This window comes from Enterovibrio qingdaonensis (assembly GCF_028683135.1).
Classification (GTDB): domain Bacteria; phylum Pseudomonadota; class Gammaproteobacteria; order Enterobacterales; family Vibrionaceae; genus Enterovibrio; species Enterovibrio qingdaonensis.
In genome coordinates this window covers 546,372-565,881 of record NZ_JAJUBB010000001.1, presented here as the reverse complement: position 1 = coordinate 565,881, position 19,510 = coordinate 546,372, and the positions used below count along the sequence as shown (strand labels likewise).

General features: G+C 47.7%; 18 protein-coding genes. 7 read left to right on the top strand and 11 right to left on the bottom strand.

Annotated elements, in window-relative coordinates:
• Positions 1-47: 47 nt before the first annotated feature.
• From LRP49_RS02475 to LRP49_RS02435, 10 genes are all read right to left on the bottom strand, one after another.
• Positions 48-1,262, bottom strand: a complete 1,215-nt coding sequence (locus tag LRP49_RS02475; RefSeq protein ID WP_274139960.1) for an aromatic amino acid transporter — start codon at positions 1,260-1,262, stop codon at positions 48-50.
• 82 nt (positions 1,263-1,344) lie between these two features.
• Complete coding sequence (gene tnaA, locus LRP49_RS02470; RefSeq protein WP_274139959.1) at positions 1,345-2,817, bottom strand: tryptophanase; 1,473 nt, start codon at positions 2,815-2,817, stop codon at positions 1,345-1,347.
• A gap of 199 nt (positions 2,818-3,016) precedes the next feature.
• A complete protein-coding gene (gene tnaC, locus LRP49_RS25290) occupies positions 3,017-3,070 on the bottom strand; it encodes a tryptophanase leader peptide (protein WP_420791516.1) in 54 nt (17 codons plus the stop codon).
• Positions 3,071-3,233: 163 nt separating this feature from the next.
• Positions 3,234-4,232 carry a DUF2955 domain-containing protein gene (locus LRP49_RS02465; protein ID WP_274139958.1) on the bottom strand — a complete coding sequence of 333 codons (999 nt, stop codon included), beginning with the start codon at positions 4,230-4,232 and terminating at the stop codon, positions 3,234-3,236.
• The gene (locus LRP49_RS02460; RefSeq protein ID WP_274139956.1) at positions 4,222-5,340 is read right to left on the bottom strand and encodes an HlyD family secretion protein; all 1,119 of its coding nucleotides are present in this window, start codon (positions 5,338-5,340) and stop codon (positions 4,222-4,224) included. Before LRP49_RS02460 ends, LRP49_RS02465 begins: the two co-directional genes overlap by 11 nt.
• A 215-nt stretch (positions 5,341-5,555) precedes the next feature.
• Positions 5,556-6,320 (bottom strand): enoyl-CoA hydratase-related protein, encoded by a 765-nt coding sequence (locus LRP49_RS02455; protein WP_274139954.1) that lies wholly within the window; start codon positions 6,318-6,320, stop codon positions 5,556-5,558.
• A gap of 11 nt (positions 6,321-6,331) precedes the next feature.
• Positions 6,332-7,669 carry a ferredoxin reductase domain-containing protein gene (locus LRP49_RS02450; RefSeq protein ID WP_274139953.1) on the bottom strand — a complete coding sequence of 446 codons (1,338 nt, stop codon included), beginning with the start codon at positions 7,667-7,669 and terminating at the stop codon, positions 6,332-6,334.
• The gene (locus tag LRP49_RS02445; protein ID WP_274139951.1) at positions 7,666-9,309 is read right to left on the bottom strand and encodes an amino acid adenylation domain-containing protein; all 1,644 of its coding nucleotides are present in this window, start codon (positions 9,307-9,309) and stop codon (positions 7,666-7,668) included. The genes LRP49_RS02450 and LRP49_RS02445 overlap by 4 nt, the downstream gene beginning before the upstream one ends.
• Before the next feature lie 203 nt (positions 9,310-9,512).
• Entirely contained in the window at positions 9,513-10,943 is a 1,431-nt protein-coding gene (nhaC, locus tag LRP49_RS02440) for a Na+/H+ antiporter NhaC (RefSeq protein ID WP_274139950.1), read from the bottom strand.
• 420 nt (positions 10,944-11,363) lie between these two features.
• Positions 11,364-11,804, bottom strand: coding sequence for a hypothetical protein (locus LRP49_RS02435; protein ID WP_274139948.1), 441 nt, complete (start codon positions 11,802-11,804; stop codon positions 11,364-11,366).
• Positions 11,805-12,142: 338 nt separating this feature from the next.
• On the opposite strand from LRP49_RS02435, the gene rbsD reads away from it, so the two are divergent.
• The 7 genes from rbsD to LRP49_RS02400 all read left to right on the top strand — a co-directional run bounded on the left by rbsD (position 12,143) and on the right by LRP49_RS02400 (position 19,012).
• Positions 12,143-12,562: a D-ribose pyranase gene (gene rbsD / locus LRP49_RS02430; protein WP_274139947.1), complete on the top strand. Its 420-nt coding sequence runs from the start codon at positions 12,143-12,145 to the stop codon at positions 12,560-12,562.
• Positions 12,563-12,598: 36 nt separating this feature from the next.
• Entirely contained in the window at positions 12,599-14,104 is a 1,506-nt protein-coding gene (gene rbsA, locus LRP49_RS02425) for a ribose ABC transporter ATP-binding protein RbsA (RefSeq protein ID WP_274139945.1), read from the top strand.
• Positions 14,101-15,081 (top strand): ribose ABC transporter permease, encoded by a 981-nt coding sequence (rbsC, locus tag LRP49_RS02420; RefSeq protein WP_274139944.1) that lies wholly within the window; start codon positions 14,101-14,103, stop codon positions 15,079-15,081. The genes rbsA and rbsC overlap by 4 nt, the downstream gene beginning before the upstream one ends.
• A gap of 85 nt (positions 15,082-15,166) precedes the next feature.
• The gene (rbsB, locus tag LRP49_RS02415) at positions 15,167-16,045 is read left to right on the top strand and encodes a ribose ABC transporter substrate-binding protein RbsB (RefSeq protein ID WP_274139942.1); all 879 of its coding nucleotides are present in this window, start codon (positions 15,167-15,169) and stop codon (positions 16,043-16,045) included.
• Positions 16,046-16,217: 172 nt separating this feature from the next.
• Positions 16,218-17,138 (top strand): ribokinase, encoded by a 921-nt coding sequence (rbsK, locus tag LRP49_RS02410; RefSeq protein WP_274139940.1) that lies wholly within the window; start codon positions 16,218-16,220, stop codon positions 17,136-17,138.
• A gap of 12 nt (positions 17,139-17,150) precedes the next feature.
• Positions 17,151-18,167 (top strand): substrate-binding domain-containing protein, encoded by a 1,017-nt coding sequence (locus LRP49_RS02405; RefSeq protein ID WP_274139938.1) that lies wholly within the window; start codon positions 17,151-17,153, stop codon positions 18,165-18,167.
• Entirely contained in the window at positions 18,164-19,012 is an 849-nt protein-coding gene (locus tag LRP49_RS02400) for a patatin-like phospholipase family protein (RefSeq protein ID WP_274139936.1), read from the top strand. Before LRP49_RS02405 ends, LRP49_RS02400 begins: the two co-directional genes overlap by 4 nt.
• A 9-nt stretch (positions 19,013-19,021) precedes the next feature.
• Here LRP49_RS02400 and LRP49_RS02395 read toward each other — a convergent pair whose 3' ends face one another.
• Positions 19,022-19,261 carry a hypothetical protein gene (locus LRP49_RS02395; RefSeq protein ID WP_274139934.1) on the bottom strand — a complete coding sequence of 80 codons (240 nt, stop codon included), beginning with the start codon at positions 19,259-19,261 and terminating at the stop codon, positions 19,022-19,024.
• Positions 19,262-19,510: the final 249 nt, after the last annotated feature.

Below are 19,510 nucleotides of genomic sequence, written 5' to 3'. Positions count from 1 at the left end.
AATAAAAAGGCCGCAATGCGGCCTTTTGAATAACGAAGATGTGGTTTTTACCCGATGAATGCAGGTAATAACCCAGCCATAGCGAGGAAGTGGAAGAGTGCCGTTAGCACACCAAAAAGAATGACCGCACCAATCATGGCTTTCCCGCCCGGTGCCATAAAGCCTTGATTGCCGCCAATCATTGAACGTGATTTCAACGCCAGCAGTGCTGGAACGATACATGCCCAAACGGTTGCCGCAGCACCCGCGTAGCCGATAGCAACGATGAATCCGAACGGAAATAGCAGTGACATGACCAATGGCGGTAAGAAAGTCACCAACCAACATTTGGTTCTGCCTTCTCGCGTATCGTCAAACTTGAAGAAATCGGCCAAGAAGTCAAAAACACCTAAGCCTACGCCTATAAAGGAGGACAGTATTGCGGCCATTGAGAATGCATTGATGGCTTTGGAGACGCTGTCTGAGGTGATAACACCATCGAGTTCTTTCAACAGAACATCGACATTACCACCTTGCTCAATAACCGGACCAAACTCATGGCGAGGGAGGTTGCCAAAAATACTGACCAACCATAGGCAATACAGTGTTAGCGCAATGATTGTGCCACCGAGAATCGCGTACTTTGCTTTACGCTCTTCGCCATAGTAGGCACGCATTGACGACACGGAATGGTGGTAACCAAACGAGGTTAACGCCACAGGTAACATAGCCATTGCGTAAGGTGCATATTTACGCTCTTCATTTGCAGCATCGAAAAGCACACCTAAATCGACGTTAATTGCCATTCCCGACACGCCAAAGACAAAACTCAGAACCATAAATGCAATCAGAACGACTGAAATACGGTCCACTGCGCGCGTGGAATGCCAAACAAATAGCGAAAAGACTAAAACAAAAATGATGGAGGTTAGCTGACTGCTAAGTCCTGTTATTTCCTGCAGGATCAGGCCAGAAGATGTAATGTAAGCATATAATAAAATGCCTCCGACAAAGTATACGGTAATATTATTGAAGAGATTTACTTTGCTGCCGAGAAGATCTTTAGTAACAGAATTAAAAGAAACTTTTAGATCGTAGTGTTTAAACGACTCCAATAACATCCAACCAGAAATAGTCATAACAATCATGGTTGCTGTAATTGCAAGAATTGACCAAACTGTCCAGGCTCCCGCACCTGAACTGGGGAGCCCTAACATACCAGCACCAACGCAAACGCTGGCAATGATACAGGCTCCCCCTATTAAAGAAGGGCTCTTTTCCATAATTATAACTCTCAAATTTCACGAAATTAAATTTAAAAAAGGTAAAAAAAGAGCGCAATATTAATTGCGCTCGATAATATATTTATGCGGTTGGTTCTAATTGAGGTTTAGCCGAAGGCTTTTTTATAGTTGTTACCGGTGATACCTCAGTGAGTCGAGCAGTAAAGTGACGCAATACTGATGGCTCATAGGTGAACTCAAGGCCCTTCACATATTGGGCGTTCTTTTTCACCTCTTCAAACGCTTCAATAATGAAATCCATGTGCGATTGGGTATAGGTAGCACGAGGAATAGTGAGTCGAAGAAGTTCAGCTGGGCAAGGGTATTGCTCACCTGTTTGTGGGTCACGGCCTTGCAAAAGAGAGCCGATTTCTACCGCACGGATGCCCGCGACTTTATAGAGCTCACAAGCCAATGCATGAGCAGGGAATTGATCTGCGGGAATATGCGGTAACAGTTTACCTGCATCAACAAATGCGGCATGGCCACCTGCTTGTTGACAGATAACTCCGATAGATTCCAAACCATCAACCAGATATTGAACTTGCTTGATACGGTACTCCAGCCATTCTTGGCGCATGCCATCGTAAAGGCCAACGGCCAAACGTTCCATGGCACCGCCTTCAAGCCCGCCGTATGTTGGGAAGCCTTCTTGAACGACACAAAGGGTGCGACACTCTTGATAAACATCCATCATGGATTCGTCTTTGAAGCACAGCAGGCCGCCCATTTGGACCATGGCATCTTTTTTCGCGGACATCGCCAGACCATCAGCATATTTATAGGCTTCGCGCGTGATATCGGCGATGGTCCAGTCTTTGTATTCCTCTTCGCGTTGCTGCACAAAGTAAGCATTCTCAGCAAAGCGCGCGGAGTCCATGATGACTGGGATGTCATATTTCTGACCAATCTCGTAGACCGCCTTTAAGTTGGCAATAGAAACTGGCTGACCGCCTGCAGAGTTACACGTGATGGTGCTTACGATGTATGGCACGTTTTCCGCACCCGCTTCGATAATCGCCGCTTCCAACTTCTCTAGGTCAAAGTTACCTTTAAAATCTGCCGTGACGGAGGTGTCAAAGGCTTCTTTGGTGTACACGTTCTTCGCCACACAGCAGTTTACTTGTGTATGGCCTTGCGTGGTGTCAAAGAAGTAGTTCGACAGCGCGACCATTTTGTTTCTGTCTAAGCCTTTTTCTTTCTCACGCTTTTTGATCAGCACGGGAATATAGATTTGCTCAGCACCACGGCCTTGGTGCGTAGGGATAGTTAACGCGTAACCAAAGATGTCTTTCACTGCATTGGAGAGTGCATAGTAGCTGCGGCTCCCACTGTAAGCTTCATCACCACGCAGCATTGCGGCTTGCATATCTTGCGTAATTGCACCCGTGCCACTGTCGGTCAATAAATCGATAAAGACGTCTTCGCTGTCTAACAAGAATGGGTTCATGCCCGCTTTTACAATGGCTTCTTCACGGTAAGCGCGTGTTGTGCGCTTTACTGGCTCGATAACGCGAATACGAAATGGTTCAGGAATATGTTTGAAGTTTTCCATTAGTATGCCTTTTCCTTATTTCGGACGACATGTTATCGCGCGTTATTTATTTTAAGGCGATAGCTGTCCGTCAGAAATTTTAGTTTCTTAAAATGATTTGATTATTTTTGTGCAAAAGAAACCCCTGAGCTATTTAGCCCTTAGATATATTTTGCAGATGTGAGAGTGCATCTAACGCATGAGACTGCGCTAAATGTATTTATGCAGGGAAGAAAAAAGCAATTTTGTAGTCGAGGGTGATCCAGTGATTCATTTCTTTACTGATATCCATAATTACCAACCTGAAACCGAATAATTCAAGCTAACGATAGTATTATCTATAGCACAGAATGTTTGGTCATCTTGAAAAAGATTAAAGTGAGAACGTACCGACAAATTTACAGTCACCAAAATGCATTTAGAAGATGAATATCACATCAATAAGTTACCCGTTTGGAAGGTTGTATAAGAACCAATACGAGTGAGCCTAACAGGACAGCAAAAAGGATCGAAAACAGGCGTTTACCATCATCAATAAAGGCACTGCCTGCACCTTGTGTCAGGCCGTAATAAATAAGAACCACATAGCCTGAGAAAAGCAGTTGAATGGCATTAAAGCTCGCGAAACGCCGCGTCGCGTATATCCCCATTAATAGGGCACAGCATAGGGCGGCACTCAATTGACCAACAAGGTTAGTTTCCAAAGCACTGGCAAGGAGTGCGGGCATAGCAAACAAAAAACCTGCGTAAGTGGCTAGAAGTCGCCTTAATCCGTACCTATGCCCGCTAATGGGGTTGGGGTCTTTCAAAATGAGGGCTATGGTGAGTGTCACTATGGTGCTTTGTACCAAGTTCATGTGAATGGCAGTGATAAGCACGATCAAAATGACCATCGCTTTAAATATGATGTGCCAAATTTCAACGTGGACAGCCCCAAACGCTGGTGGTGGGGTCGTGTCAGCAATGGGGTTGCCCTCAGGTAGTAAGAAAAAAGCGAGGTACGCCACCAGACCTGCAACCATGATTTCCTTGAGCAGTGCTAGGGGAATTTGACTGACATCCAGCCCCTTTTGTTGGGTAAATACAGCGACCAAGATCGTCGACAATAGCAGCATGGTAGAAAGTAGATCCTGTGGGTTGCTGCGCGCTCGCTCAATACACCAGTAAAAAACAATATATAAACAGCTGTAATAAATGATGGGTCGGTCAATGAGGAAATTACTCAGAAATGCCTGAAACCACGCGGATGCAAAGAGCATAATCCCCATGAAAAGCACCATTTTTAGAGGTGGTGGCTTTACGGTGATGCTGAGAAACATGGCACAAATTGCCGGTGCTATCAATGGAAGGGACGTACCGAAATAGTGTTGCCAAAACAAAAGCAGCACGGGAAAAAGCGCGAGACGAAGAATGCCATTTCCACGGCTATGAAACATAGCTTAGGTAACTCCAACACCATGTCCATACATCAAGCAGGCTCTCACCCAATGACGATTGTCCCGTGTAGAAACTGACTGTGGCTCTTCCGCCATAGCGAAGATTGATGTCTTTAGGCAGGTCGAAAAAGCGAATGTTTACAGGGAAACGTTGTGCATGCTGAAGTCCATTGGGCGAATCAAACAAGCCATTGACGGAATCGACGTGCAAGTTGCCGTTACCGCTGCTTCCCCAACCGACAGAAGATACCTCCCCGTGAAAAATCTGTCCGGGATAAGCGTCAAGCACGACCTTTACGACCGTGCCTTTTTCGATGTAGACCAAGGAGCTTTCGCGCACCATGGCAGTCAACCAAAAATGGTAATTATTGATATAGGTGAGTATTGGTTTACCTTGTGATGCGTAATCACCTGTCGCTAACGTCATGTTGGTAATGACGCCGGAAGCGGGCGCATTTAATTGTGTGTAGGACAGATTGAGAAGTGCCTGATCTAGTCGGTTCAGGGCTGACTTTATTTGGGGGTTATTTTTCCCTTTTGGCCCTAAGGCTTGTTCGGCTTTGAGTAAGTCTGCAGTTGCCTGTGAGAGCGCAGCTTGGGCACTGTTTTCCGCAGCGACGCTGTCATCAAGGGTGGATTGACTAATGACGTTTCTTCGAGCCAAGGTTTTGTTTCTTTGCGCATGTTGTGTTGCATTTACCAACTTAACCCTTGCTGCCACTTGATTCGCTTTTGCTGCTTCGATTGCGGCAGAGTCCGCTCTTACAGACAAAGTGGCTTGTTGAAGGGCTAATTTTGCAGCATTGACTTCTAACTGGAAGGGTTGTTGGTCAATGTCGAGTAACGGTTGTCCGCGGCGTATTTCTGCGTTGTTTAATACAGAGACACTTGCGATGGGACCGGAGACTTGTGGGGTTATTCGGATAAGCTGTCCGTTGATACGACCGTGATTAGTCATGGGGGTGAATCTGTCAGCCCATAAAGTATATAGCCATACCAACAATGCTATCCCGATCAAGTAATAGGTTATGCGTCGCGCGCTGTTGGCGGCTTCTGTCTGAGATGGCGCGCTTCTCTCACTGTCTGCGGGTGAATTGGCATCACTCATTGTTCTTATTCCTTCATCCATTCGGCATATAACAACGTTTATGGGTTGTAGTTATGACCTATGCGACTTGACGCAGAAGGATAAGTCTAAGGAAAGGATATCCAGTAAGCTGTCTAAATTTAGACACTTTCTCAAAGAATGATGGAAGAGATTCACCGAGGAGTCCGCCTAGAAAGTTGGCAGGAACAGGAGAGCCCTGCCGTTTTAAGCACTGGTTAATGCCCTGTAAAGTGTGGTTTTCGTTTTTCGATGAACGCGTGCATGCCTTCTTTCTGGTCTTCGGTGGCAAACAGACCATGAAAGGCGCGACGTTCATATTTCACGCCGGCTTCCACAGAGAGCGTCTCTGCATTCAGCACGCACTCTTTTGCGAGCATGACAGCGGGTTTACTGTAACTGGCGATGGTTTTCGCCGCTTCTAAGGTCTCATGCATGAGTTGATCGTCGGGAACAACGCGAGAAACCAACCCAGCGCGTTCAGCTTCAACCGCGTCCATCATTCTTCCCGTCAGTATCATGTCGATTGCTTTTGATTTACCTACCAGATGAGTCAGTCGTTGAGATCCTCCCATTCCTGGAATGACGCCAATCGTCAATTCTGGTTGACCAAATAGTGCCGATTCCGCTGCAAAAATAGTGTCACACATCATGGCGAGCTCACAACCTCCGCCAAGCGCATAACCAGCAACGGCTGCGACGATAGGGGTTCGTATCCGACTAATCGCTTCCCAACCTGCAAAATAGTCAGTTGCCGTCATTTCCTGATATGACATGTCGGCCATTTCGCTAATGTCTGCACCTGCAGCGAACACTTGCTCCGAGCCCGTGAGGATGAAACACCCAACATCAGGGTCATTGTCGTATTGCGTTAATGTCGTGACCATTTCTTGCATCAGGGCGGTACAAAGTGCATTTCGTTTGCTGGGACGGTGCAGACGCAGGATAACAACGCCTTGGATTTTCTCAGTTTGAATAAGCATGTTTTACTCCGTCAGGAATCCCAAATTGCGCCAAAAGCCGGAATGCCTCTGCTTTCCATGCCGAACACAACCTGTCGGGTGAGTTTTTGGTTGGAGATGCAAATCACTGCCTCTGCATCGAAGGATTGGTAGGCGGCATACGCAAGGTGAACCATGTCTGGTTTGCCGTCTTTATCGGTATCCCAGATGATGGCATCAGGTTGAGCTGCAAGTATTTCGTCCACGAGTTTATCGCCATAGGTTTTCCGAGGATCTCGTGTTGACCAGACCAGCAACATAGGAAGTTTTTGCGCCAAAAGGTGCGGTAAACAAGGGCCGATACCACTGCCAGTAGCAATATAGACAACGCGTTTGAACAGCACTTCGATGTTGGCAACACCCGCGGTGGGGATACCTTTCACCCATAAATGCGAAGGTTTGTCGTCAATAAGACGCCCGGTCCAGTCGCCAGCTCTCGACACCGTTAACCGATAGCCAGATTCAGTCGGAGACGGCACATTGGCGAAGTGATGCCATTCCATCAGAGGAGAACGACTAATCGCCATGGATGAACCCGCAAACGGTGTAACACCGTAGTCAAATTTTAACAACGCGACGTGCTTGGACGGAGTATCAATCCGCACAGGGACTTTTCGCAATCTGAGCCAAGGCAGAAGGATACTGAACGTCATGATGCCAAGAAGCCAGCATGCGGGCGTTTGTAGTACGGTTGTCCAGATATCATCTGTTGGTTTGATGTTCTTGGCTAACGAAACGGTTTGAATCCAGAACAGGATCAGAATGAACCAGCCAGCAAAGCGGTGAGTGGCTTCAAACGCATTGTGAAACTTGCGGCGTATCGTTGGCATTGCCATTGCGATCATGATAACCAGCAAGGCGTTAATTATCACCGTACTCCAAAGGGTTACGGTGGATATCTCGGCGGCATTTTCGTGGTGCTGATAGATTAAGCCTCCACTAAACAGGAAAAACCACAAGGTGCCATTGACCGCGCTACCGCTGTGGAGCCCACCGTGGTGATAAACCTTTCCTAAATGCCAGCGAACTGCCAATGGCCATGTTACTGGCGCGAGGGTGGCAAGCCGAAAGAGTAGATTGATGGTGTATTGTTGTCGAACGATAACCGCGATAAAAAAATTACCAATAACGGCGTTACTTAGGCTTGCCAAGTCAACGTGCGAAGCCGTAAACCATCCCCCATCGGTCAATCCATAAATCAGCCAAGCTATATTGACGGAACTCACCAGAATAATTAAACGGACATAGTGCTCAAGCACTGGATATTTCCATATACGGCGAAGAGCAGGTTGCTTTTGGGGCAATTGAACGTCGGTATAGGGGAGCATCATGATGCACTGTTCCCGATGTCCGGCTCGTGCGAAGGTGACGCGTGGTTCTTGTAGATGTCGAGCAGTTTGCGTTTGTCGATTTTGCCGCGCGGCGTCAAAGGCAGTTGGTCGAACGCAATCACTTTCGCTGGGACTGAGTAGTAGGGTAATGAAGCTGCCACATGGGCGATTGCGGTGGCTTCGTCTATCACAGCGGGAACAACAAAAGAGACAAGTTTTTCAGCGTCGACTTTCATCGTGATGGCAAGACGACAATTGTCCAACGTTTCTAAAATGGCAGAGACGGAATCGAGTTCTACGCGATACCCTCTTATCTTGACTTGATCGTCGGTACGTCCGAAATGCTCCAGTTCGCCATTTTCCGTCCAACGACCCAAATCCCGCGTGCGGAACATAATATGACCATCCCCTAAAAATGGGTCGGGACGATATCTTTCTTGGCTAAGGGAGGCATTGGCAAGATACCCTTTGGTAACACCCGCGCCTCCTGCCCACATCTCACCAATTTCACCGATATCACAAGGCTCATAGCAGTCGTTCAATATGTATATCGTGTTATTTGGAGTGGGCTTACCAATGGTGAGTGCTCCGCCAGTTTGAAACCATTTTGCTGTGTTGATAATGGTCGTTTCAGTTGGGCCGCAACCGTTGTAGAAACGACATTGGATTGCCCATTTTTCGGCAAGAGGGCGAGGGCAAGGTTCGCCTGCCACAGCAACGACTTTGACGTCTTCACAGTTATCTGGATTGATTTGCCCAAGTATGGATGGCGTGGCGATGATGACGTTCGCATTGCTGGTTGTGTGTTCAATGACACTGTCACGAATAAGCAGTGTCGCACCGTGACAAAGGGCGACGTAAATTTCCCATGCTGACATATCAAAGGCGATGCTTAGGATCTGTGCGACACGCATACCCGGCGTCACCCCCAAGTTGCCGGGGGAGGTCAAAACAACATTGCATACGTTGCGGTGAGTGACCTGAACACCATTTGGTTTGCCCGTTGTTCCAGAGGTAAATAAAACAAAACAGACATCACTGGGCTTGGTAGGTCGTTTTCCTGCAATATCCAACGCGCGGAACTCGAATGACTTCAATAAGGTATCGAGTTCCAGAACAATGCTGTTGTTAAAAGTAGGAAGCTGTTTTCTATGCGTTGAGAGAGTAAGGATGATGCGAATTCTAGCAACGTCGACGATGTGCTCAAGCTGCTTGGCTGGGGCAACATTGGCATGTTGCGGAACATAGTTAGCACCAATTTTAAGGCAAGCTAACATGCCGACCAACATAGGGATCGAGCGCGTAATAAATAGTCCGACCGACTCTCCCTGCTTCACTCCTGCTTTTTGCAAAAGCGTGGCAAGTTTCTCTGCTTCTTGATTAAGCTCGCCGTAGGAAATTGCTCGGCTTCCATGCATGGCGGCAATGGCATGCGGTGAGCGCGCTGCGTGATATTCGAATGCTTGATTCAGAGTGCTAAATGCAGGTTTCTCTAGTCTTCCTCGGCCGTATTTAACGAACTTGCGTCTGTCTTCTGGAGATAGCTTTGATAGCGGGGCGAGATTAAAAACACTTCCATGTGCTGATGGTTGTTCGGACGGTGACGGTGGAAATAAAACAGAGTTGAGGATGACAGTCACTATCTATTCTCCTTGGTAAAACGGAGTCAAATCACCCCTGAAACGGGCGCAATGACGACGTATTAAAGAAGTTAGTGACTAAATCTCGCGGAAATCTCACAAAGCATTCGCAATAGGTTAGCAATGCAGGGGGCAGGACAGAAGAAACGGAAAATCGCGCTGATTGAGTTCAATCAGCGCATTGTGGAACTAGGTAAGTTTGGCTAGAGGTTTCGCTCTACGCTCGCTTCTCTTGGTTTTTCATCGCCGATTTTCCAGATCGTCCAACCCATAACACCAAAGAGAATGGTGACCAGAGGCGACAACCAGCAGAAAAAGGCGAAGGGTAGATAGGCTAACGTCGCGACGCCTAAGGTCGCAGCCTGATAGGCCCCGCCTGAGTTCCAAGGGACAAGGTTTGCCGTGACCGTCGCAGAGTCTTCTACGGCCCGTGAGAGATTCTCCGGTGCAAGCCCTCGCTCTCGATACGCTTCGGCATAGCTTCGTGCACTCATCACAATCGCCATGTACTGGTCACACAAAATCAGGTTCGCACCTATCCCTGTAAGAACAGTAGATACAATGAGTGAGCCCGTGGATTTTGCAGCGGACAATACTTTATCTGCGATGACTTTCAATTGGTTTGTTCGTTCCATCACGCCGCCAAACATCATGGCGACGATGATGAGGCTGATGGTGTACATCATTGAATCCATACCACCACGAGACAACAGGGAATCAACATCGTCAATACCAGTTGCTGATTCGTACCCGCCAAACGCGGCACTTGCTATAGCGTTGTAATCGGCACCTTGGAGCCCTGCCGCACAGATCGCACCCGAAATGACACCCAGCGCGATGCCAGGGATGGCAGGCATTTTTTTATACGAAACAAACAACACTATCACGAGCGGCAAGAGCAAAACGGGATTGATAAAGAAGGTACTGTCAAGCGTTGTGAGGATAGAGTTGATGCGTTCAATGTTGCTGGTGGAAGCACTGTATTGAAGTCCAATCACGATTTCTATGATCATCGTAAGTCCAATGCTGACGCTGGTGGTATAGGACATGTGCTTGATGTGGGTGAACAGATCCGTGCCCGCCATGGCAGGAGCAAGGTTGGTGGTGTCCGATAGAGGGGACATTTTATCACCAAAGTAAGCACCAGAAAGCACCGCACCCGCGACGATAGGGAGAGGAAAACCTAATCCACCGCCTACGCCCATTAATGCCACACCAATGGTACCTGTTGTTCCCCAACTGGTACCCGTAGCCAAAGATGTAATGGCGCAAATAATGACACAAGCGGGGAGGAAAACCTCAGGGGCTAAGACTTTTAAGCCATAGAAAATCAGTGTAGGCACGACACCAGCGAGGATCCAAACGCCGATGAGAGATCCAACAATCATCAAAATGATCATGGCGGGTAGCGCGTTATGAATCCCTGAGATCATACCTCCCTGAATGTCTTTCCAAGCGAAGCCGCATCTTAGCGCGACGATACTCGCTACCACGACACCGAGCATCATGGGGACTTGTGGATCCAAACCGTATAGAACAATAGAAATACTGATGCCCACAACAAGGGATAAAAGCGAAATGATCGCCTCCCAAAAATGTGGGGCTCTGGCACCTTCTGGAATATCAGTCTGCATGTTACCTCCGACTGTTTACATTTTTGACTGAAGGCCGCTAAGCCGAGGTGACCAAGTTTGTTTTATCATCATTGGCAGGCAAGGCGGCTCTAATAACACGCGTGCGGCGTCTCCCTCCTCCTAAACGGGGAGAGGTGGCAAGCTTCTGGAGGGTGATCGTATCCTTCACTGGAAACCTATCTATTTGGATGGTGAAATATTGTCCAAAGCGATCGCTCACGTGCTTTTTATTTCCTGTCTAGTGAAAAGCCAGACAGGGTTTTCTTAGAGCCTAACGGTGATAAGTTATTGAGGTGTGTTGTGAAAGCGAGACGTACGAAGACTTTTTTCGAATTACGTCTCGCGCCATAAACGATTTAGAATCGCAATATACGTCAATAAGCGTCGGCTATTGTTTATTTACCGACATGCGAGGGAGGGTTAGTGCAATAGCATTTTGTTTGTGAATGTTAAACTTTGACAGATAGCTTTTGCCTTTGAAAAAGCATCCTCATCGTTAAAGTAAATACCAAGTTGTACATAGCTTGAGTGGCTAAATGTGAAGTTATATAACGAGGCAACGCGGAAATTATTTGTTTCTTCGAACAAGCGATAGCGATAGAAAACCAATCCTTTGTCTTCACCATTTTGAATATCAAACGCGTCTTCCGCTTGTTCTTCCATGATCCATTGGAGAGCTTCCTCTGGAGATTCTTCGGGCTCAATACCCCAAATAGAACACCAAATCGTGAATCCTTCATGCCATATGACAAGATCTTCATCTTCCATCGTGACGTTGAATTCACAGGGAAGGTCAAGCGTCCATTCGTCAGTTAGTCGGTAAATGCCGGATGTAATTTGTGGCTGTAGATTGTTTTGCATTTGTTTTTATTGGCCTTTTGGCTCGAGTGTGAAGCACACCTGCATGGAGGCAGCCTACCACTGTTACCGCCGACTTACCTACATTAACCAGATATTTGTGCCACAGCCCCCTCTATCGTGCATTTTCGATACGCATGATTAAAGTGAATCAGTTCATGTTTTTCGTGCAAGTATCATTGCAAATCGAGAGCAGTATCACGACTTTTAGGTCTTCGTAGAGACGCATCGAAACGTTTCGATAAGAATGAGCGAAACGTTTCGATGATGGATTTTTCTTCTTTGGTTTGTATGAGCAAAGAGGCGTTATCGAGAATTAGCCGCTGTAAGAAGGTTAAAGAATGAAAAAAAACACCTTATTGAATTCAGAGATTGCGCATTTAATTTCTACCCTTGGACACACTGACGAGTATGTGATTTGCGATGCGGGTTTACCGATTCCCCAGCATGTTCAACGCATCGATCTCGCATTAACCCACGGTGTGCCTGGGTTTATTGAAACGGTTCGCGTCGTGCTCTCTGAGTCGCAAATCGAAGGCGTCGTATTGGCAGAAGAGTTCGCAGCGGTAAGCCCTGATTGCCACGAAGCACTAATCAAAGAAATCCTCGATGAAGAGGAGCGAAGCGGAAAATCTATTTCTATCCAGTATGTTTCCCACGAAGACTTCAAAGTACGCACCCACGATAGCCATGCCGTTATTCGTACAGGCGAGTGTACCCCCTACGCCAACGTCATCTTTAAAGCGGGCGTCGTTTTTTAACGAGCATTATGGATTGAATGAGACGAGGGCGTTCCTATGACTCAAGCAATATTACAACTCAGTGAGATTGAAAAGGCGTTTCCGGGTGTAAAAGCACTCGATAAAGCCAGTCTCAATGTGTACCCAGGTCGAGTGATGGCACTCATGGGGGAAAATGGTGCGGGCAAATCCACCATGATGAAAGTGCTTACCGGTATTTATGCTTTGGACGGTGGGTCAATCCGCTATGAAGGTAAACCTGCGGCGTTTAAAGGTCCGCGAGATTCTCAGCAAGCCGGTATCAGTATTATTCACCAAGAACTGAATCTGATCCCTGAACTGACCATCGCTGAAAATATTTTTCTAGGTCGCGAGTTTACAGGGGCGTTTGGGCGTGTGCTTTGGGAAAAAATGTACGCGGAAGCAGATAAGCTGCTGGCTCGACTGAACGTAAAACACAGTGCCAAAACACTTCTGGGTGCCCTAAGCCTTGGTGAACAGCAAATGGTAGAGATTGCTAAGGCTCTGTCGTTTGATTCGAAAGTCATCATCATGGATGAACCTACCGATGCCCTGACAGACACTGAAACTGAATCTCTGTTCAAGGTCATCAACGAGCTTCGCGACGAAGGCTGCGGCATTGTATACATCTCCCACCGCTTAAAGGAAATTTTCACCATTTGCGACGACATTACCGTGCTTCGTGATGGCAGGTTCATTGGCGAATGTCAGGTGAAAGACACCGATGAAGACGGCTTGATTGAAATGATGGTCGGCCGGAAGCTCGAAGAGCAATACCCACGAATTGCTGTGACACACGGAGATATCTGCCTCGACGTGAAAAACGTCACTGGATCGGGTGTGAAAGACGTGAGCTTTACGCTGAAACGCGGCGAAATACTCGGTGTTTCTGGTTTGATGGGGGCAGGTCGCACTGAGCTGATGAAGGTGATTTACGGTGCGTTGCCACGTGAGCGTGGTGATGTGGTGCTAAACGGTAAAGCTGTTAATCCAATAAACCCGCGAGATGGACTACTAAACGGCATTGCGTATATCTCCGAAGACCGTAAAGGCGATGGCCTGATCCTTGGCCTGTCTGTGAAAGAAAATATGTCGATATGTGCGCTGGATAAGTTCAGTAAAGGTGTGCAAATCCGTCATGCCGATGAGGTTATGGCAGTCGATGACTTTATCACGCTATTCAACATCAAAACCCCAACCCGTGAGCAGCTAATTGGCAACCTTTCTGGCGGTAACCAGCAGAAAGTGGCGATTGCAAAAGGGCTGATGACCAAGCCGCGTGTCCTGATCCTCGACGAACCCACGCGTGGTGTCGACGTGGGAGCAAAGAAAGAAATCTACCAACTGATCAACCGATTCAAAGCGGAAGGCATGAGCATCATTCTGGTGTCTTCTGACATGCCAGAAGTGCTCGGCATGAGTGATCGCATCATGGTGATGCATGAAGGCCGCATTACTGGCGAATTCAACGCGAAAGACGCCGATCAAGAAACATTACTGGCCTGCGCTGTAGGTAAACACGTTAAGAAGGATGCAGCATGAGTAGTAACGCAGTAACGCCATCAAAAGCGGAAGGTAAAAAGCTGTTCAGCAAAGAATGGCTCATTGAACAAAAATCGCTGATCGCGCTTTTATTCCTGATTGTCGTGGTGTCGTTTTTAAACCCTAACTTCTTTACCGTTGACAACATTCTGAACATCCTGCGTCAAACCTCCATCAACGCCATCATTGCTGTGGGTATGACGCTGGTTATCTTGACGGCGGGTATTGACCTAAGTGTCGGTTCCGTTCTGGCATTGTGTGGCGCATTCGCTGCCACATTAATTGCCATGGAAGTGCCTGTGCTGGTGGCGGTGCCTACGGCATTGTTTGCGGGTGCCGTTCTCGGCGCAATTTCCGGCATCATTATCGCCAAAGGTAAGGTGCAAGCGTTTATCGCGACGCTGGTTACCATGACGCTGCTGCGTGGTGTCACCATGGTGTATACCGAAGGCCGTCCAATCTCGACCGGTTTCACTGACACCGCTGATGCCTTTGCGTGGTTCGGCACGGGCTATGCGTTGGGTATTCCGGTACCTGTTTGGCTGATGGTGATTGTGTTCGCGGCAGTTTGGTACTTGCTGAATCACACCCGTTTTGGTCGCTACATCTATGCGCTAGGTGGCAATGAGTCTGCAACGCGTCTGTCAGGCATTGATGTCGACAAAGTGAAGATTGGTGCATACGCGATTTGCGGTCTGTTGGCGGCTCTGGCGGGCATCATCGTGACCTCTCGTCTTTCTTCTGCTCAACCTACCGCAGGGATGGGCTACGAACTGGATGCTATCGCCGCTGTGGTGCTGGGTGGTACCAGCCTGATGGGCGGTAAAGGCCGCATCATGGGAACCTTGATTGGTGCACTGATCATCGGCTTCCTAAATAACGCCTTAAACCTTCTCGACGTATCTTCCTACTACCAGATGATTGCGAAAGCCGTGGTCATTCTGTTGGCGGTGATGGTCGACAACAAGAACAAGTAACCCTACGAAGCAATAACCCATTTACGTGTAGAACGCGCCAATGTTCCCCTTTCATTGGCGCACCAAAAACAAAAGGATGAAGACAATGAAAAAACTATCCATGCTTATCTCTGCAGCTCTCCTTTCCTCAACCGTTTCCGTGGCTGCACACGCGCAAGACACCATGGCGATCGTCGTGTCTACGCTGAATAATCCATTCTTTGTCACGATGAAAGAAGGTGCCGAAAATAAAGCAAAAGAACTGGGTTATGAGCTGATTGTTTTAGACTCTCAGAATGACCCAAGTAAAGAGCTGTCAAACGTTGAAGATCTCACCATTCGTGGCGTCAAAGCGATTCTGATCAACCCGACGGATTCTGCCGCTGTATCGAATGCCATCCGTATTGCTAATCGCAGTGAAATCCCTGTGCTGACATTAGACCGCGGTGCGCAGCGTGGTGACGTCGTCAGCCATATCGCGTCTAATAATGTTGCTGGTGGCGAAATGGCGGGCAAATTCATCATGGAGAAAGTCGGTGAAAAAGCAAAAGTGATTCAGCTAGAAGGTATCGCAGGTACCTCTGCGGCGCGTGAGCGTGGCGAAGGCTTCATGAATGTGGTTGATGGTGGCTCGATGGAGCTTCTGGCTAGCCAGCCAGCGGATTTCGACCGCACCAAAGGCCTGAACGTGATGGAAAACATGCTGGCAGCAAACCCAGATGTTCAAGCTGTATTTGCTCAGAACGATGAAATGGCTCTGGGTGCTCTTCGCGCGGTTCAAGCATCTGGAAAAGACGTGTTGATTGTTGGCTTTGACGGGACAGATGACGGCATTGCTGCGGTTAAACGAGGCAAAATGGCCGCGACAATTGCTCAGCAACCGGAATTAATTGGTGCAATGGGTGTGGAAATTGCGGACAAAGTGCTTAAAGGTCAGCCGGTTGAGAAGTCTATCCCTGTACCTCTGAAAGTCGTTACTCAATAATGCGTATTGGCTCCCTCGAAAGGGGGAGCTAATAAAGCCGATTGCTTTAGATTCTTGATAAAGAGCCTAAATCAATGTGTTTTTAACCCCAAGCTATCATGGTGTATTTCACGGTAGTTAAGGGGGCAGTATTTACAACAACAAGGTCTCTCAAGAGGCTGAGGATAGCTCGATGAATAAGTTAGTGGTGTTAGGGAGTGTCAACGCAGATCATGTCCTTCAGGTGCCTTCTTTCCCCCGCCCGGGTGAAACCCTGCATGGTCGCAATTACCAAGTTATCCCAGGTGGTAAAGGGGCGAATCAGGCTGTTGCCGCAGCGCGATTGAACGCGGACATCGGCTTTATTGCTTGCGTGGGTGATGACCCATTCGGTATCAATATTCGCGAGAGTTTCAAATGCGACGGTATTAATATTGGGGGCGTAAAGATGCAGGCAGATTGCCCGACGGGCATTGCCATGATTCAGGTCTCCGACAGTGGCGAAAACAGCATCTGTATCTCTGCAGAGGCAAATGCCAAGCTGACAGTTGATGTTATCGAGTCGGAACTTGAGCGTATTCACCATGCTGATTTTCTATTAATGCAGCTTGAAACGCCGCTTGAAGGCATAGCGTACGCAGCCCAAGAAGCGAAAGCGCACAACACGAAGGTGATTTTAAACCCAGCGCCTGCGCGCGAGTTACCAGAAAGCCTGTTAGCTTGCATCGATATCATTACGCCAAACGAAACCGAAGCAGAAGTGCTAACTGGTGTGAAGGTGGAAGACGAAGTAACGGCGAGTGAAGCGGCAGCAATACTTCATGCCAAAGGCATAGAGACAGTGATGATCACCTTGGGTGCGAAAGGCGTCTATGTCAGTCAAGAGGGTAAGGGTCAAATTGTTCCGGGATTTCGTGTGGATGCGACTGACACTACCGCGGCCGGAGATACATTTAACGGTGCATTCGTTACTGGTTTAATGGAGGCAATGCCTTTAGAATCAGCGATTAAGTTTGCGCATGCGGCGGCTGCAATTTCTGTGACACGATTTGGTGCACAAACTTCAATTCCAACCCGTGAGGAAGTGGAAGCTTTCTTAAAAACACATGCCTGATAAGGAGATGACATGGCAACAATGAAAGACATCGCGAAGTTAGCCGGTGTTTCAACCTCAACCGTTAGCCATGTAATCAACAAAACACGCTTTGTCAGTGACGAAATAGCAGAGCGTGTGAACAATGCAGCCAAAGAACTTCAATACTACGCGCCATCAGCATTGGCGCGTAGCTTCAAAACCAACCGCACCAATACCTTCGGCATGATCGTGACCACTTCAACCAATCCCTTTTTTGGGGAAGTGGTGAAAGGGGTTGAACGCAGTTGCTACCATGCTGGCTATAACCTTATTTTGTGCAATACAGAAGGGGATGCCACCCGCATGAAAGCCTCGATTGAAACCATGATGCAAAAGCGTGTCGATGGCTTCATTCTGATGTGTTCAACAATGGAAGGTGAATATTCGGAAATTTTGGAAAAGCTAAAGAGTGTGCCCGTCGTTGTGATGGACTGGGGGCCCATTTCGCTACCCTGTGACAAAATTCAGGATAACTCTTTGCGTGGTGGCTATCTCGCCACGAAACACCTTATTGATAAAGGCCATTCCGCCATTGGTTGTATTACGGGTCCTTTGGTGAAGCATCAAGCGCAAATGCGTTATCAAGGTTTTAAGCGCGCGATGAAAGAGGCCAATTTGCCCATTAATCCTAAGTGGGTAGTAGAAGGTGATTTTGAATGCGAAGGGGGCTATCAGGCTTTTTCAGCGTTCAACAAACATGGCGAACTCCCAAGTGCAATTTTCGCTGGGAATGACATGATGGCAATGGGGCTGATCAATGCGGCGAATGAGCAGGGCATTTCTGTTCCTAGCGACCTTTCCGTCATGGGGTACGATGATATTCATATTGCGAAGTACATGACGCCTTCTCTAACAACCGTTCACCAGCCTAAGTATCGCTTAGGTAAAGCGGCGGTTGATGCCTTGATAGCGCGCATAGGAAATGGCGAACATCCACCGCAAATTGTGGAGCTTGAACCGACCGTGATGGAACGAGGTTCTGTCGCCAAAGCGGGAGCGTCAGCATGAGTGACCGCATTGGGCCAAATGCTCTGATTGTTGAAGGCGGTGCCATGCGTGGTGTGTTTTCGTGTGGTGTGCTCGACCATTTCATGCAAGAAGACTTTTCACCCTTTGACAGCTTTTGGGGGGTGTCGGCGGGAGCGAGTAACCTCGCGGCATTCTTAGCGAAGATGCCCGGAAGAAATCTCAAAATATACCTCGATTACAGTCTGCGAAAAGAATTCTTCACACTCGGTAAATTCGCTTCTGGTGGTGATCTTATGGATCTCGATTGGATGTGGAATATTACGCTTACCGAGCTGGGGATTGATAAAACCGCTCTTCAAGCTGACGAGCGCCCGTTTTTTCTTGGAGTGACACGACAAGATACAGGAATGGCCGAATACCTAACGCCAGATGTTGATGTGTTAGTGGAAACAATGAAAGCCAGCAGCGCACTGCCAATCTTGTATCGCCACGGCGTTAAATTGGGTGAGCACACATACGTTGATGGTGGCGTGACGGATGCAATACCTGTGGCGGAAGCCATACGCAGAGGGGCGAAAAAGATCATGGTACTGCGCAGCCGTCCTGCTAGTTACCGGAAATCTAAGCCTGCTTTTGCTGGTCTCACAAAACGACTATTGAAAGACTATCCAGCGTTGGTCGACCCAATGCTAACGCGTCATATCCGCTATAACGAAACTTTGGAACTCATTGAAAACCCACCTGATGGCGTTGAAATCATTCAGATATGCCCATCTGAAAGCTTCAAATTAAAACGGCTAAGTCGGGATGCGGCAACACTGGAAGCTGCGTACCGCTTGGGCGTAAAAGCCGGTGAACAAGCAATACGCAGCTGGAAAGATTAAAACGAGTTTCTAGTAGTGGAAGTCGAGTTCACGATTGCTAGCAAAGCCCTCGTAAACATTTGAAAACCGTTTCGGTCCTTTTGCTTTCGTTCTTGACCGTTTCTTCGTTGGCTCCGATCGCATGGTTTCTATGCGAGCCAACTCTTTTGCATGCATTTCTGCCTGCTCGATAAATGAATGGTCTTGTAAGGCTGCTTTACGGCTTTGATTTACACGTTCAAGCAACTTATCAAATTCTCTCACGTCCATAATACACCTCCAAAAGCACTGTTTACATATACAGTAATAGCTCTATGGGAACCGTAGGTCAATAGGTTAGGTGAAAAAAACTGTATAAATGAACAGCATTCAAGATCTATGAAAACACACTTTCATTTCAGATTGTTTAATTGTTGAAGGCGTTTTGATGTATGCGTCGAAGTTATCTTCATGAATATATTGCAAAAAAATGTTAGGGACAGAAGATAGATACCCAATCAACCTGAAGATGCAGGTTGA

Coding starts and splice junctions, on each gene's coding strand:
- nhaC (WP_274139950.1), bottom strand. CDS start 10,943: ATGCAGACTGATATTCCAGAAGGTGCCAGAGCCCCACATTTTTGGGAG.
- LRP49_RS02465 (WP_274139958.1), bottom strand. CDS start 4,232: ATGTTTCATAGCCGTGGAAATGGCATTCTTCGTCTCGCGCTTTTTCCC.
- rbsA (WP_274139945.1), top strand. CDS start 12,599: ATGACTCAAGCAATATTACAACTCAGTGAGATTGAAAAGGCGTTTCCG.
- LRP49_RS02460 (WP_274139956.1), bottom strand. CDS start 5,340: ATGAGTGATGCCAATTCACCCGCAGACAGTGAGAGAAGCGCGCCATCT.
- rbsK (WP_274139940.1), top strand. CDS start 16,218: ATGAATAAGTTAGTGGTGTTAGGGAGTGTCAACGCAGATCATGTCCTT.
- rbsC (WP_274139944.1), top strand. CDS start 14,101: ATGAGTAGTAACGCAGTAACGCCATCAAAAGCGGAAGGTAAAAAGCTG.
- LRP49_RS02435 (WP_274139948.1), bottom strand. CDS start 11,804: ATGCAAAACAATCTACAGCCACAAATTACATCCGGCATTTACCGACTA.
- LRP49_RS02395 (WP_274139934.1), bottom strand. CDS start 19,261: ATGGACGTGAGAGAATTTGATAAGTTGCTTGAACGTGTAAATCAAAGC.
- LRP49_RS02405 (WP_274139938.1), top strand. CDS start 17,151: ATGGCAACAATGAAAGACATCGCGAAGTTAGCCGGTGTTTCAACCTCA.
- tnaA (WP_274139959.1), bottom strand. CDS start 2,817: ATGGAAAACTTCAAACATATTCCTGAACCATTTCGTATTCGCGTTATC.
- LRP49_RS02455 (WP_274139954.1), bottom strand. CDS start 6,320: ATGCTTATTCAAACTGAGAAAATCCAAGGCGTTGTTATCCTGCGTCTG.
- LRP49_RS02400 (WP_274139936.1), top strand. CDS start 18,164: ATGAGTGACCGCATTGGGCCAAATGCTCTGATTGTTGAAGGCGGTGCC.
- rbsB (WP_274139942.1), top strand. CDS start 15,167: ATGAAAAAACTATCCATGCTTATCTCTGCAGCTCTCCTTTCCTCAACC.
- rbsD (WP_274139947.1), top strand. CDS start 12,143: ATGAAAAAAAACACCTTATTGAATTCAGAGATTGCGCATTTAATTTCT.
- LRP49_RS02450 (WP_274139953.1), bottom strand. CDS start 7,669: ATGATGCTCCCCTATACCGACGTTCAATTGCCCCAAAAGCAACCTGCT.
- LRP49_RS02475 (WP_274139960.1), bottom strand. CDS start 1,262: ATGGAAAAGAGCCCTTCTTTAATAGGGGGAGCCTGTATCATTGCCAGC.